The organism is Streptomyces ficellus, assembly GCF_030406405.1.
GTDB lineage: Bacteria > Actinomycetota > Actinomycetes > Streptomycetales > Streptomycetaceae > Streptomyces > Streptomyces ficellus_B.
This window is the reverse complement of sequence record NZ_JAUEPL010000005.1, coordinates 84,507-96,800: the sequence shown is the minus strand read 5'-3', so window position 1 is coordinate 96,800 and position 12,294 is coordinate 84,507. Positions and strand designations below refer to the sequence as shown.

15 protein-coding genes are annotated in these 12,294 nt (G+C 67.5%); 5 read left to right on the top strand and 10 right to left on the bottom strand.

The genetic code is table 11. The features are described 5' to 3' along the window. Positions 1-13: 13 nt before the first annotated feature. From QWM81_RS05525 to QWM81_RS05500, 6 genes are all read right to left on the bottom strand, one after another. On the bottom strand, positions 14-520 hold the full coding sequence (locus QWM81_RS05525) for a hypothetical protein (RefSeq protein ID WP_290110378.1): 507 nt from the start codon (positions 518-520) through the stop codon (positions 14-16). Next, positions 517-1,488, bottom strand: coding sequence for a DUF2637 domain-containing protein (locus QWM81_RS05520; protein WP_290110377.1), 972 nt, complete (start codon positions 1,486-1,488; stop codon positions 517-519). The genes QWM81_RS05525 and QWM81_RS05520 overlap by 4 nt, the downstream gene beginning before the upstream one ends. After that, a complete protein-coding gene (locus QWM81_RS05515) occupies positions 1,485-1,772 on the bottom strand; it encodes a DUF6303 family protein (RefSeq protein WP_290110375.1) in 288 nt (95 codons plus the stop codon). Before QWM81_RS05515 ends, QWM81_RS05520 begins: the two co-directional genes overlap by 4 nt. Further along, positions 1,772-2,035: a DUF6284 family protein gene (locus tag QWM81_RS05510; protein WP_290110374.1), complete on the bottom strand. Its 264-nt coding sequence runs from the start codon at positions 2,033-2,035 to the stop codon at positions 1,772-1,774. The genes QWM81_RS05515 and QWM81_RS05510 overlap by 1 nt, the downstream gene beginning before the upstream one ends. A 90-nt stretch (positions 2,036-2,125) precedes the next feature. After that, positions 2,126-2,284 (bottom strand): hypothetical protein, encoded by a 159-nt coding sequence (locus QWM81_RS05505; RefSeq protein WP_290110373.1) that lies wholly within the window; start codon positions 2,282-2,284, stop codon positions 2,126-2,128. Between the two features lie 92 nt (positions 2,285-2,376). Next, positions 2,377-2,757 (bottom strand): RapZ C-terminal domain-containing protein, encoded by a 381-nt coding sequence (locus tag QWM81_RS05500; RefSeq protein ID WP_290110372.1) that lies wholly within the window; start codon positions 2,755-2,757, stop codon positions 2,377-2,379. A 643-nt stretch (positions 2,758-3,400) separates the two neighbouring features. On the opposite strand from QWM81_RS05500, the gene QWM81_RS05495 reads away from it, so the two are divergent. Further along, positions 3,401-4,159 carry a helix-turn-helix domain-containing protein gene (locus QWM81_RS05495; protein WP_290110371.1) on the top strand — a complete coding sequence of 253 codons (759 nt, stop codon included), beginning with the start codon at positions 3,401-3,403 and terminating at the stop codon, positions 4,157-4,159. Positions 4,160-4,161: 2 nt separating this feature from the next. Further along, positions 4,162-4,635, top strand: coding sequence for an NUDIX domain-containing protein (locus tag QWM81_RS05490; protein ID WP_290110370.1), 474 nt, complete (start codon positions 4,162-4,164; stop codon positions 4,633-4,635). Here the strand turns inward: QWM81_RS05490 and QWM81_RS05485 are convergent. Then, positions 4,623-5,189 (bottom strand): HD domain-containing protein, encoded by a 567-nt coding sequence (locus QWM81_RS05485; protein WP_290110369.1) that lies wholly within the window; start codon positions 5,187-5,189, stop codon positions 4,623-4,625. The two genes, QWM81_RS05490 and QWM81_RS05485, sit on opposite strands and share 13 nt — an antisense overlap. 1 nt (position 5,190) lies before the next feature. Beyond that, the gene (locus tag QWM81_RS05480) at positions 5,191-5,652 is read right to left on the bottom strand and encodes a GntR family transcriptional regulator (RefSeq protein WP_290110368.1); all 462 of its coding nucleotides are present in this window, start codon (positions 5,650-5,652) and stop codon (positions 5,191-5,193) included. A gap of 264 nt (positions 5,653-5,916) precedes the next feature. On the opposite strand from QWM81_RS05480, the gene QWM81_RS05475 reads away from it, so the two are divergent. Further along, positions 5,917-6,486, top strand: coding sequence for a hypothetical protein (locus QWM81_RS05475; protein ID WP_290110367.1), 570 nt, complete (start codon positions 5,917-5,919; stop codon positions 6,484-6,486). 285 nt (positions 6,487-6,771) lie between these two features. After that, complete coding sequence (locus QWM81_RS05470; protein ID WP_290110366.1) at positions 6,772-7,842, top strand: HNH endonuclease signature motif containing protein; 1,071 nt, start codon at positions 6,772-6,774, stop codon at positions 7,840-7,842. Between the two features lie 389 nt (positions 7,843-8,231). Here QWM81_RS05470 and QWM81_RS05465 read toward each other — a convergent pair whose 3' ends face one another. Next, entirely contained in the window at positions 8,232-9,167 is a 936-nt protein-coding gene (locus QWM81_RS05465; RefSeq protein WP_290110365.1) for a hypothetical protein, read from the bottom strand. Between the two features lie 660 nt (positions 9,168-9,827). Here QWM81_RS05465 and QWM81_RS05460 point away from each other — a divergent pair. Beyond that, the gene (locus tag QWM81_RS05460; protein WP_290110364.1) at positions 9,828-10,829 is read left to right on the top strand and encodes a lytic polysaccharide monooxygenase; all 1,002 of its coding nucleotides are present in this window, start codon (positions 9,828-9,830) and stop codon (positions 10,827-10,829) included. Between the two features lie 144 nt (positions 10,830-10,973). Here the strand turns inward: QWM81_RS05460 and QWM81_RS05455 are convergent, their stop codons facing one another. After that, positions 10,974-12,179 (bottom strand): cytochrome P450, encoded by a 1,206-nt coding sequence (locus QWM81_RS05455; RefSeq protein ID WP_290110363.1) that lies wholly within the window; start codon positions 12,177-12,179, stop codon positions 10,974-10,976. Positions 12,180-12,294: the final 115 nt, after the last annotated feature.

Here is a 12,294-nt window from a genome sequence, read left to right as displayed (position 1 = left end):
CCTGTCGGCGACTTCATCGGACACCTCCGAGGGGCAGCGGCTGTACCCGCCACAGGACCTCGGTTGCCGGAGGCAGGGCGGCACCCGGCGTGTGCGCGGTCCATCCCGAGCGGGGCGCGCCTTCGGCCTCGGCTGCGGCCTCTGCCGCGTCCACCGTGGCGTGCACGCTGTGCAGCTCCCCGTAGTGAAAGAGGACGTAGACGCGGTCAGCCGGTCCGTTCTGCTTGCGGGTCATGCGCAGCAGCATTCGCAGCGCCTGCCGGTCCTCGGTGTCCAGGAGGGACTGGGCGCGCAGCGTCTCCAGCTCGCCTTCGAGTCGGGCGGCATCGGCGGTGGCGCGGGCGAGTGCGGCGCGCAGTTCATCCACGGCCGTCTCCGCCCGGATCGCGGAGTCGATGGCGCACTCGGCTTCCTGACGACGCTGCTCGGCTTCACTGCGGGCGGCCTCTGTCGCCGCCTCAGCGTCAGCAATGCCCGTGCGGAGGTTGTGCAGTGTGCGGGCGCGGACGATGGCGATCATGCTGAAACTCCCTCAAGGGCAGGGGTGATCTTGGCGTCGCGGAGTTCCTGGTAGCGGGTGCTGACCCAGCCGATGGACCAGCCGCACAGGTCGGCGGCGGACCGCACGGGCAGGCCCTCGTGGAACGCGGCGTGGACGATCCGGCGGGCCAGATCCTCGGCAACTTTCTCGTTCACGGGACCGCCAGCGAGGAGCGCGGCGCGTTCACGGGCCGCACGTTCCTCGCGCTGTCGGCGCTCGGTTTCACGGCGTTCGGCGGCTTCGCGTTCAAGGCGTTCACGCTCTTGCTGCTGCTGTTCACGCTCGCGTTCACGGCGTTCACGAGCCTCCCGCTCCGCCCGCTCACGAGCAGCCGTACGCTCGGCCTCCTCACGTCGTGCGGCGGCCTCCCGCTCGGCCTGCTCACGGAGCAACTTGGCTTCATGCTCACGCTGTTCACGCGCCAGCAAGGCGGCGTGCTCGCGCTCCTCACGAGCCCGCCGATCCTCCGCCTCCCGCTTCCGTGCCGCCGCCTGCTCCCGCTCGATCTGCTCGGCATGCTGCCGGGCGTCCAGGGCGGCAAGGGCGGCGGTGATGGCGCGGCGGTAGGCCAGGCTGGTCTCTGCGGTGACGATCAGCAGCAGCGGCGCGACCGCGTGCACAGCCATGCCGACCAGGTCCTTCTTCAGGGCGGAGTCGGCGATGTTGAGTGCCAGGGTCATGCCGCCGGTCATCCACCGCAGCGCGATCGGCCACCGGCCACCGTGCCCGCCCAGACGGGCCAGGACGGCATCGAGGCGGACCACGATGACGACAGCGGCGTCCACCACCAGCGGGAGGATCGGTGCCGTCCAGTCCCACGCGGCGGGCGTGTGCTTCGCCATGAGCGGGGTGACGGTGAGGATCGAGTAGAGCATCGCTCCGCAGACGATCAGCCAGGTACCGGCCGACAGGGCGCGCTCGGCTGAACGGATCTGAACAGCGTTCACGGGCCCGCCTCCCGCACAGCTGCGGAGGCGATCAGCAGGACCGGGGAGGCGGCGTCGTCAGGAACCGTGCTGTCCTCGGTCCAGGTCCATTCGGCGCCGTCCGTGAACACGTAGCCGAGGGCGTTCAACGCCCGTGAACGCGCTGCCACCGTCGGCACCACGGCGCCGCCGAACTCGTACTCCGGCCACTGCGACGACGGCTCACCGAGCAGCGCCACGTACAGGCGCCAGCGGCCTGTCCACCGGCTCACGGCCATCTGCGCCGTGTAGGTGCCGGCGGCCATCAGGCCACCTCCGGCGAACCCGCCACGCCCCGGTTCGTCAGCTCCCGCCGCGCGGCCAGTACCCGGCGACGCGCCCGGCGGATGCGCCGCGTGTCCAGCTGCGACGGCACCCGGTCCAGGACGGTGATCTGTGCATCCAGCAGCTCGACCTCCGCCTGAATGACGGGCATCTCGCGCTCGATCGCGTCCAGCTCCGCATCCGTGGGCTCACCCTCGAACGCAGTGGCGGTAACAGCCGCCTGAAGTGCAACGATGTGCTTCATGAGTCGTGGTCTCCCTAGCAGGTTCTACGGCTCGACAGCGCCCCCGGAGATTGCAGCTCCGGGGGCGCGCGCCGTGCGGGTGTCAGTGGGTTACTTGCGCTTGCTGCCACGCCCGTGGGCGGCGTCCAGCTCAGCGGCGGCGTTCTTGGACTTGCCGGACGTGATCCGGTCGTAGACCTTCTGACTGCGCTTGACCCCAGCGGTCGAGGTCAGGTCGGAGGACTGCTGCTGCGGCTTCTTGCCGAACATGCGAACTCCTTGGCGTGTGGGCCCCGGCCGGCCGATCCGGCCCGGCTCCCCGCAGCCCCGGCGTAGGGTCCGGGGCCACAGGCAGCCAGCCGTCAGCGCTGCACTACGGCCTTGTGCATGTCGCGGTGCCGTACGGTGACGCTGTGCCCGGCACCGCGCAGACAGTCGGCGAGTGCGCGGGCGAACGTCGGGGCCCGGTGTCGGCCGCCCGCGCAGCCGACCGCGACGACCACCCGGCCGGCGCTGGGGCCCGAGGCGAACGCGGCAACCGCGGCGATCGTGGCGCCGACCAGATGCGCGATGCCGGGCGTGCCCAGCACCGCGGCGCGAACGGGCTCGTCGTCTGCGGTCATGTACCGAAGCTCCGGGCTGACGTGCGGGTCCCGGAAGTGGTGACGCAGATCGATGGTCAGGTGCGCCTCCGGCGGCGCACCGTGCAGGTAACCGAACGAGACGATCTCAACAACAGCCATGAGAACTCCTCACGGAGCGAACGGGATTGTTCCGGCTCCCCTCAACCCCGCCCGTACGGCACCCCGCGAGGGGCCCAGACGGGCGGAGGAGGCAACCGGCCGCAGCACTGCTGCGCAGATGATTTGACTCCGCGAGTCACCGGCTAGCCCGGTGCGCCGAGCGGCGGATCAGGGAGACGCGGTGGGCATAGCCGTCGTGCCGGTCCAGCACGAGCGACGCCGAGGTACTTCGCTGGGTCATCAGGCGCTCCTCTCCACGGAGGCGGATGGGATAAAGCACTGCAAGGGGGACCTGTGTCCCCACCCTCCGGCCGTTGCTCGCGGTCACCGGGCCACCTCGCCAGTCGGGCCGAAGCCCTGTCCCCTGGCCTTTAGCGGGATTGCAGCGTCCCCGCCCTCTGCGCATGCGGCATCAGCCGCCACCCAGCCGAGCGATGCGCCCCATGGATGCAGTATCTGTTTTACAGGTACTGCATGGGGGTCCGTCAAGTAACACCGACGGAACCGCTTGGCTTTGCGCCGGACTTGCTGGCGCACAATCAGCATCGGTGCAGGTGAGGGGAGTTGGTTACCCCATACATGGACAGCTCAGGGAGTTCTGGCTACCGTCAAGAAGTCCCTAGACGTCCCATCGGGGGTGCAGATGTCCAACGAACGCCTGCGGTCAGCTCTGTTAGCCCGTGGCATGACCGTTCAGGGGTTGGCTGACGAGATCGGAGTCAACCCGAAGACGGTTGAGCGCTGGATCACGCAGGGGAAAGTGCCGTACCGGCGACACCAGTACTCAACGGCCGCAGCGCTCAACGTCGACGTCACGACGCTGTGGGACGACAGCCGCGCGGTCAACACTGCGACGGACTTGACCAAAGCAGAGATCGTCGCTGTCTACCCCCATCGACACACTGTGCCGCCCACTCTCTGGCGTGAGCTGTACGCGCGGGCGGAGAAGAACCTTGACGTGCTCGTCTATTCGGGGCTCTTCCTGTCCGAGGACCCTGTGTTCCTGGATCTCCTGAAGAAGAAGGCTGAGGAGACCACCCAGGTGCGCATCCTGCTGGGGGACCCCGACTGCGAAGCGGTCCGGCAGCGCGGCATAGACGAGGGCCACCGAATCATGGACGGCAAGATCCGCAACGCGTTGGTGAACTATCGGCCCCTCTTCGAGAGCCACCCGGAAATCCGCTTCCGGCTACACGCGACCACGCTCTACAACTCCATCTACCGGTCCGATGACGAGATGCTCGTCAACCCCCACGTCTACGGCATCGGCGCCTACATGGCCCCGGTCTACCACCTACGGCGAATGCCGGGTGGCGGTCTGTTCGACACCTATGCGAATAGCATCGAGCAGACCTGGGGAGGCGCTCGCCAGATCACGGACCGCGACATCATGGGAGCTTGAACATGGGACGCATCGACTACTTGCACGACCCCGACGCCCCGCCGGCCAACTCGGTCGTCCCGTCAGTCGTGGCCTTCGTACAGAACGATGCGGGTCAGGTGCTGATGATCCAGCGGTCCGACAACGGCCGCTGGGCGTTGCCCGGCGGTGGCCACGACGCGGGCGAGTCGATCAGTGACACCGTGGTGCGCGAAGTCTGGGAAGAGACCGGCATCAAGGCCGAAGTCGTCAGCATGTCCGGCATCTACACAGACCCTGGTCATGTGATGCAGTACGACGACGGAGAGGTCCGCCAGCAGTTCAGCATCTGCTTTCGCGCACGCCCCGTCGGCGGTGAGCTGCGTACGAGCAACGAGACGACACAAGTCCGCTGGGTCGACCCAGCGGACTTGTCGCAGTTGGACGTCCACCCCACCATGCGGCTCCGGATCGAGCACGCCATGGATGGCACGCGGACAGCTCCCTACATCGGCTGACGCCTCGCGGTGGCGACCCGTTCGAGGACACGTGACGTGCTCGCGAGAATCTCCGGCTCGGCTCGCCGGATGAACGTGCCGATGAGACTCTCGGGCCCGTACCGCCCGGCGATCTCGTTGACTCGATCGATCGGGTTGGTCGGCGTACCGTCCGGCGTGGTGTTCATGTCGCAGTAGCAGAGAGCGTCATTCAGGTGCGCACTGTCGCGAGGGAACTCGGATTCCAGCTCCTCGCGCAGACCCCGAGCCTCCGCCTCCATCCAGGCACAGGAGTGGTGGGCTACCAGGTTCACGACCCGCTCGTCGGCGTGTGCCACGTCCCGGAGGTAGCGGGCGCCGTCCAGAGGATGGAAGCCCGTCTTGGCCAGGTCTGGCGAGTACCCGATGTCATGAAGGACTGCCGCCGCTTCCAGCAGCTCGGCGTCCTCCCCGAGGATGGGCGCGATGCTGCGCGCCCGCTCAGCGACCCCCAAGCAGTGCTTCCAGCGACGTGGCAACGGTTCAGCAAGCAGCGACTCCGCCAGGGGGTACGCCCACTCCGTCAGCTCCGACAAGCTACGAACGCTCCTCTCGAATCGGCACGGCGCGGACCGTCCGCGCCTTGCCCTGCCCTCCGCTCGCCAACACGCCGGCGGCCTCCAACTTGTCCAAAGCCTTCGTCACGGTAGGACGTGAGACTCCGAACCGCGCTGCCAGAACGGAAGCACTGGGGAACGGTGCCCCGACCGCGAGGCCTTCATCTGCGATGATGGCGGCGATCCGGGCGTCCAGCGGGCGCCGGTCAGCTCGCTCGCCTGGCCGTACGACGCGCCACCGGCCACCAGGCACCGGTTCGGCGACGCCCTCCTTCTGAAGGGCACCAAACGCACGGAGGGCGACCCCCCGAGAGACCTTGTAGTCGCGCATGAGATCAGCAGCAGACGGCAGCTCCGTCATGTCGGGGTCCGCCTCGACCCGAGTCTTCACTGCATCGGCAATCTTCAGGAATGTCCCCCGAGGGCTGGCCTGCTGCGACACGTCGTCTCCCCTCTTCGCACCTCACCGGCTCAAGCTTGCCATGGTCCCCATTGGCCATTGCGCCTCCATCTGATGGAAGGCGCCACAAGCACCCCGCAGCATGGGCGATGGTCGTCGCGTGACCACACTCGTCGGCGCCGTAGAGGGAACCGCGCCTGCTCCACAGACGTGTGGGTCGACGGCGGACGGGATGGGAGCTGGGGAGAGTGGTGGGTAAGGCGAGAGTCAGTGTGCCAGTCACGATTTACCGCTAATCTGCGTTCAATGGATGCAGGGGTTGCAGCGGTATTGGGTGCATTAGCGGGTGCGGTAGCCACGACGGGGGCGGCATTCGCTACGGGATGGTCAGCGCGGGAACAGGCGAAGATTGCGGCGAGAGGCGAGCATCGTCGACAGCGCCGCGACTCCCGGCAGGAGGTCTACGAGGAGTTCATTTCTACAGCTTCAGCCCAAGAGGCGCATGCTGCGCGCTTCTTCCTTGCTCCGGTTCCAACCGACGCTGAGGGACTCACCCTTGCACTCAGAGGGTCAGAAGGCGCTGACATGGAGGCCGTGTGGAACGAATCGCATCGGCTTTGGACGGAGCTATTGAAGCTCTCAGTGCGAGTAAGGCTGGCTGGCCCCGGAATGATGAGTAAAGTGGCAAGCTCTGTATGTGATTGCTCCCACGATGTAATGGAGTCAATGATGACCGTCGACCACGGCCTTATCGGCGGAGACCCCATTTCTGTGAGATTTGAAAAGGGGCGTGACCGCTGGATGAAGTTGGACGAGGCGATAGATGCCTTTATCGAGAAGGCTCGCATTTCGCTAGATGATGACGGCACCGACTAATGACGCAGATTGGAGCGCACCCCTGTTCCTTCTCGGCGCCTCTCCAGATTTAGGTACTGAAGCAAGACAGTCCAGGGGGACATGACCCATCCCGAGGCGCTGATACTTGAGAACTACATAGAGGCCGTACACAACATCCCGCCGGCATGAGAGGAGATGAGGGGCTTCGCCACCGAATCCGAAAGCGCCGCGCGGGCCTGGATGGTTGGAACGCCTTCGCTCACATTCGAGACCACTCAGGTGAGCCTGGTGCGACACCAGGGGAAGGCACGAAAGGAAGGTGATATGGCGTCGAGCAAGAGAATCGCCGAATTCCTGGCCCGCGCAGCCAGACTCTCTCCCGAAGAGGTCGAAGCAAGAAGGGCAAGCGATGCCGCCCGCATCGCAGAGCGCGCCGAAGTGCGCCGTCAAGCCCTGAACAAGGCCAAGGAGAAGGCCGGAAGCCGCAAGAGTGAGGCAGCCGCACCGCCTGAAGGCGAACGTCTGCCGAAGCGCAGGCTGGTCACCCGCGAAATGCGACGCGACCTCATCCGGATCAACAGGAGGCCTCAGGCGGAAGGCGGGAAAGGGCAGAAGCCTCGGAAGCAAAATCAGCCCGAGGCCCAGACCCCGCCTCTCACCAGCAAGCCGCAGAAGCAGCCGATGAAGAAGCCCCGCCGCGCACGGGGCGCACTGGACGAGGTCTACCGGGCCCAACTCGCTGCCCGCGCAGAGATGGAGGCGCGAGCCCGGCCGGACGAACCCGCCCCCGATCTACCCCAGACACCTGCAGGGCTCCCGAGAGAGGGGGCCGCACACACGTCACCTACCGTTCCGGCAGCTCGAAGGGACCTGCCGGTCGCAAGCGACAAGCCGTGCCCGGTCTGCGGCAAGGGCGGAGTCCCCATCGGCGCATCTCGGCATGCTCAGTGCGAGCGGCTTGCCCGAGTGCCTGACGTGCCCCCGCCCCGCGCGGACCGGTCGCCGCATCCGAACCGGAGCACCGAGTACCGCAGACTCGTTGAGGCAGCCGAGCACCGCGAGGCTGCCACAAGAGGAAAGCGCTCCAGCGGTATCAACTCCCGCCCGGTGCGCATCTCGCAAGCCCGCGAAGCCGTACTCATCAGATGCGAAGGCCGGTGCGAGAACCCCCGGTGTCCCGGACAGCCGGACGACGTGACCGACGACGGGCGGCCAATCCTCGAAGTCGACCACGTAGAAGAGATCGCCGCCGGAGGCCGTGACCACCCCTCACAGATGGTCGCCCTCTGCCCGAACTGCCACGCCGTCAAGACGCGCGGCCGGACAAGGGAAGCACTCCGCGGAGTCCTCGCCCAGGCCGCCCGGGACAAACACGCGGCGTGGCTGTTGCGCTAGCCGCACCGGCTTGTTACGGCTGCCACTTCATTGAAAGAGCGCCCCAAAATCTCTACTTCATCAAGGCCCGCGCACGGCGCGGGAGCGCGCCGCCTCGGCGGCGCGGCCCGGCCACTGTCTTCGCCCGGCCTGGCCGCGCCAGGCGGCGCGCCACGTGCTGCGGGCGAAGGGCGGAAACCGCTGTGGCTGGGGCGGTCGGCTCCACGGCTTTAGGCAGCCACCATGGGGCGAGCCTCTAAGCTCATGGCCCCAACGTCGTGCTTTAGCGGGCAGGTCCACAGACTGCCCGACGCGCATCAGCTTACGGGGCCATGATCTCTCGCCCCATGGCAGCTCCCGCCCAAAGCCGCTCCACCGACCTCAGTGCCTAGTTTCTATCGCCATGGGCTCTACGAGTCCACTACGTCCGTTGGACCGAACAAGAAGCCCTTCATCATCAACCCATTGAGGGCGAAATTAGGGCCGTAATGCAAGGCTGCCGAAGGGTCGGCTGGACTATAAATCCACCGCATATCATCGGCTTGCGGAGCAGGGGGGCGACGGAAGTATTCGGCTTCACTTTGCACTTCGGCGGCAATCGGCACCATACCGCCAGCAATTGATTCGAATGGCTGCAGGGCGGTGGATCTTGTTATGAGGGTACAAGTGACGTTCGGCCCCACGGTGACATTTCTAGCTGCCACCTCCCTGACGGCACGGGCTAGGAGGCGGGCGATGGGCTGCGGGTGACAGACCCTTTCGGTCGCCCGACGCAGGTTTCTCTCTAGCCGCACACGTTCCTCAGGGCGTAGCGCCTGCCCTGCGGCATGGAGAAGGAATGGGGCACCTTCGGGCAAGAACCCCAAATGAGCAGTAAACTCCTGATCCGCTTCAGCTCTCCAGCCTTCCGTTAGGTCTTGCGCATTACTGACGACGGCAAGAAATGGGTGCAGGTCATCGCTAGACTTTTCCCTGTTAAAAACTTGGGGATTTCGCAGCCCCACGAAGCCACTTCCAACAAAGGACGTCCTGCGCACCGCTCTCTTATTCGCTTTTGGCACACGCAAAGGCAGATTGCGCACGTCTCGTGACGCATTTTTCGCCAACTCGTCCAATAGGCCAGAGAAATTCTTGCCCTGCGCCGCGAGGCAGCGCATCAGTAGTTCGTCGGTTGGCTCCCCTACGGAGCATCTGGCCAATCCGGTATAAGAAAAGGCGGCGAAATTCCCCAGAATGGTGGCTTTGTTAGCCTTCTCCTCGGCGATCTCTCCATCCAGATACGTCAGGCGTCGGTCTGAAGCCTGCACGGCGTAGGCAGGTGTAACGCAAGTGAGTAGCAGGGTCACATCACCAGGGTGGCAGGATCCGTCTGTCGGCGAGGCCATCTACAGCAACGCTTGCCGCAATCGCAACAAGCACCCCCGCCAAGATGGCCGGTATGACCGTCGCCGACGATCCTGGCAGGACTACGGGTCTGAAGGCTCGGACATCCGCGGCTGACATCAACGACGCTGGACCGGGCTGGACACAAGCAGCTCTATCCGGGCGTTGTGGCGGCGCGCCACGTTGACCGTCAGGCCGCCCCGATCGAACTTACAAAGCGCAAGTCGACCGGACGCGGACGCTCCCCTGCTACCAGGGTCGTTCCCCCGAGGGCGGCACAACCGGTCGGTGGCTCCCCGTGGGGGCCATACAGGGAGCCACCAACCACGGCATCAGGCGGACGTCGGCGGACTACGGCGGACAGTACCCACCGCGCTGCCAAGGGCGGACGGCCGCGCGGGGAGCGAGTACCTGAGCGGCCTCTTAGCGTCGCCTTAAGCGGAGCATAAGGATCACCATGACCCGCTCCCAGCAGGGGATTTCAGGGTTTCCAGGGGCTAGCTTGCTGATCACCGGGGCTGGTCCGGACCGGTCGGTGCCGAAGCCGGGGGGCTGCACCGCTTGGCCGGATCCCGTTCCGTACACCCCCCACGCATGCTTTCCCGTCGAAGGAGAACGCCACCATGACAGCTCGCAGCCGTCACGCAGCCGCCGTCGTCGTCCTCGGGGCCGGGCCGCTCGTGTTCGCCGGGCTGGCCGCCACTCCGGCCCTCGCGCACGGTTCGATGACCGACCCGGTCAGCCGGGTGTCCGCCTGTTACGCCGAGGGGCCGGAGAGCCCTGACTCGGCGGCGTGCAAGGCGGCGGTGGCGGCGAGCGGCGCCCAGGCGTTCTACGACTGGAACGAGGTGAACATCGCCAACGCCGCCGGGAACCACAAGCGGCTGATCCCGGACGGCAAGCTGTGCAGCGCCAACCGCGACAAGTACCAGGGCCTCGACCTGGCCCGTGCCGACTGGCCCGCCTCACCGCTCACCTCCGGCCCCCACACGTTCCGCTACAAGGCGACCGCCCCGCACAAGGGCTCCTTCGAGCTGTACATCACCAAGGACGGCTACGACCCGGCCAAGGCGCTGACGTGGTCGGACCTGGAAGCGAAGCCGTTCGCCAAGGTGACCAACCCCAGGCTGGAGAACGGGGCTTACGTGTTCGACGGCACCGTCCCCGCCAAGTCCGGCCGTCACTTGGTGTATTCGATCTGGCAGCGCTCGGACTCGCCGGAGGCGTTCTACACCTGCTCCGACGTGGTCTTCGGCAAGGACAGCGACCCGGCCCCGACCGCGTCGGCGCCCTCCGAGGAGCAGATCGAGGACGGCGCGAGCCAGTCGACGGTGGACCACGGCGGGCACGGCGGTGACGACCACGCCGCGAAGCCGTCGGCGCCGGCGACGCCGGAGACCCCGACGAGCGCGGCGGCCGAGCAGGCGAACGCCCCCGAGGCCAACGGCGCCTCGTCACCGTCGCCCGCTGCCGCCACCACCAACCCCACCGCCACCACCACCTCCGGGAACCTCGCCGAGACGGGCGGTGACGGCACCACCCCGTACCTCGCGGTCGGCGGCGCGGCCGTCCTGGCCATCGGCGCCGCGGTGCTGTTCGGCGCCGCACGCCGCAGGGCCCGCTGACGCCCGCCGCGGCGAAGGCGAGGGGCCCGTCCACAGGGGGGACGGGCCCCTCCGCCGTGCCGCTCAGCCGATGCCGAGGCGCAGGTCGCCGGGGTGGCGGGGGCCGGGTAAACCCGGGTGAATAACCGCCGCGCGCCGCCGTGCCTACCAGCTCACCGGCAACCGGAGGGGAAAGCGCCGGATCGTCCCGGTGTCCCACCGCACCTCATGCGCGGGCACCGCCAGCCGCAGCCCCGGAAAACGCTCCAGCAGCGTCCCGATCGCGATCCTCAGCTGCGCCAGCGCCAAGGGCGCCGCGATGCAGTGGTGCCCGCCCCAGCCGAACGTCATATGGGGCCGGGGCGGCCGGTCGGGATCGAGTTCGTCGGGGCGGGGGAACACGGCGGGGTCCCGGTTGGCCGTCAGGTACGAGACATGGACGAAGTCGCCCGCCCGGATGAGCACTCCCCCGAGCTCCACGTCCGCCAGCGCGACGCGCGGGATGCCGACGCCCTTGCGGAACGGGATGAACCGCAGCAGCTCCTCCAGCACCTCGGGCAGCCGCCCGGGGTGCCGTCTCAGCAGGGCCAGGTGCTCGGGGCGGGTGAGCAGGGTGTAGGCGATGTTGCTGATCTGGCAGGTCGCCGTGTCATTGCCGCTGAGGATGAGCGTCACCGCCAGTACGGCCAGCTCGTCGTCGCTCAGCGGCTCCTCCCCGTCCCGCGCGCCGGCCATGAGGCTGATGAGGTCCTCGCCCGGAGCGCGCCGCCGGTCGGCGACCAGACCGGTGAAGTACTCCCGCAGGTTCGCCTTGGCCTCCGCCGCCGCCCGCCGCTCCTGCGGAGCCGTGTTCAGCAACGCCTGGGTGCGGCGCAGGAGTACGGGCCTGTCGGCGGGGGCGATGTCCAGCAGTTCGCAGATGGTGTGGTGCGGCAGCGGCGTCGAGAGGTGCTCGGCCAGGTCGGCGGGCGGGCCGTGCTCGGCCATGGTGTCCAGCAGCCCGTCGACGACGCGCCGCACGGCCGGCTCCATACGGTCCACATGGCTCTTGGTGAACGCCTGCGCGGCGGCCCGGCGCAGTCGCGCGCTGTGCGGCGGGTCCATGACGTTGACCGACTCCGGCGAGACGATGGGCTCGGGGGTCAGGCGCGGGTAGTCCCGGCCGACGATGGCGGCCCGGCTGAACCTCGGATCGGTGGTCACCTGCCGTACCCCGTCGAAGCTGGTGACCAGCCACGCCTCGTCCTCGCCGTAGGGCAGCCGGATCCGGGTGACCGGGCCCCGGGACATCAGCTCGGCCAGCAGCGGGTCGAATTCCAGGGCGTCGCTGAAGTCGAAGGGGCAGGTGACAGCCGTGCCGGGAGGAACCATCGTGTGCTCCGAGGTGTGCGTACGGTCATCAGGCCAACCGGGGGGATGTTGCCGACAGCGCGAAGGGGCCATCCCCTTCAGGGGCATATTCCGCATATTGCGGCAGGCGGCCGTG

Bases quoted from the DNA above. Each gene is read 5' to 3' on its own strand.
- QWM81_RS05525 (WP_290110378.1), bottom strand. From the start codon at position 520: ATGATCGCCATCGTCCGCGCCCGCACACTGCACAACCTCCGCACGGGC.
- QWM81_RS05515 (WP_290110375.1), bottom strand. From the start codon at position 1,772: ATGGCCGCCGGCACCTACACGGCGCAGATGGCCGTGAGCCGGTGGACA.
- QWM81_RS05510 (WP_290110374.1), bottom strand. From the start codon at position 2,035: ATGAAGCACATCGTTGCACTTCAGGCGGCTGTTACCGCCACTGCGTTC.
- QWM81_RS05505 (WP_290110373.1), bottom strand. From the start codon at position 2,284: ATGTTCGGCAAGAAGCCGCAGCAGCAGTCCTCCGACCTGACCTCGACC.
- QWM81_RS05500 (WP_290110372.1), bottom strand. From the start codon at position 2,757: ATGGCTGTTGTTGAGATCGTCTCGTTCGGTTACCTGCACGGTGCGCCG.
- QWM81_RS05495 (WP_290110371.1), top strand. From the start codon at position 3,401: ATGTCCAACGAACGCCTGCGGTCAGCTCTGTTAGCCCGTGGCATGACC.
- QWM81_RS05490 (WP_290110370.1), top strand. From the start codon at position 4,162: ATGGGACGCATCGACTACTTGCACGACCCCGACGCCCCGCCGGCCAAC.
- QWM81_RS05475 (WP_290110367.1), top strand. From the start codon at position 5,917: ATGGATGCAGGGGTTGCAGCGGTATTGGGTGCATTAGCGGGTGCGGTA.
- QWM81_RS05470 (WP_290110366.1), top strand. From the start codon at position 6,772: ATGGCGTCGAGCAAGAGAATCGCCGAATTCCTGGCCCGCGCAGCCAGA.
- QWM81_RS05460 (WP_290110364.1), top strand. From the start codon at position 9,828: ATGACAGCTCGCAGCCGTCACGCAGCCGCCGTCGTCGTCCTCGGGGCC.
- QWM81_RS05455 (WP_290110363.1), bottom strand. From the start codon at position 12,179: ATGGTTCCTCCCGGCACGGCTGTCACCTGCCCCTTCGACTTCAGCGAC.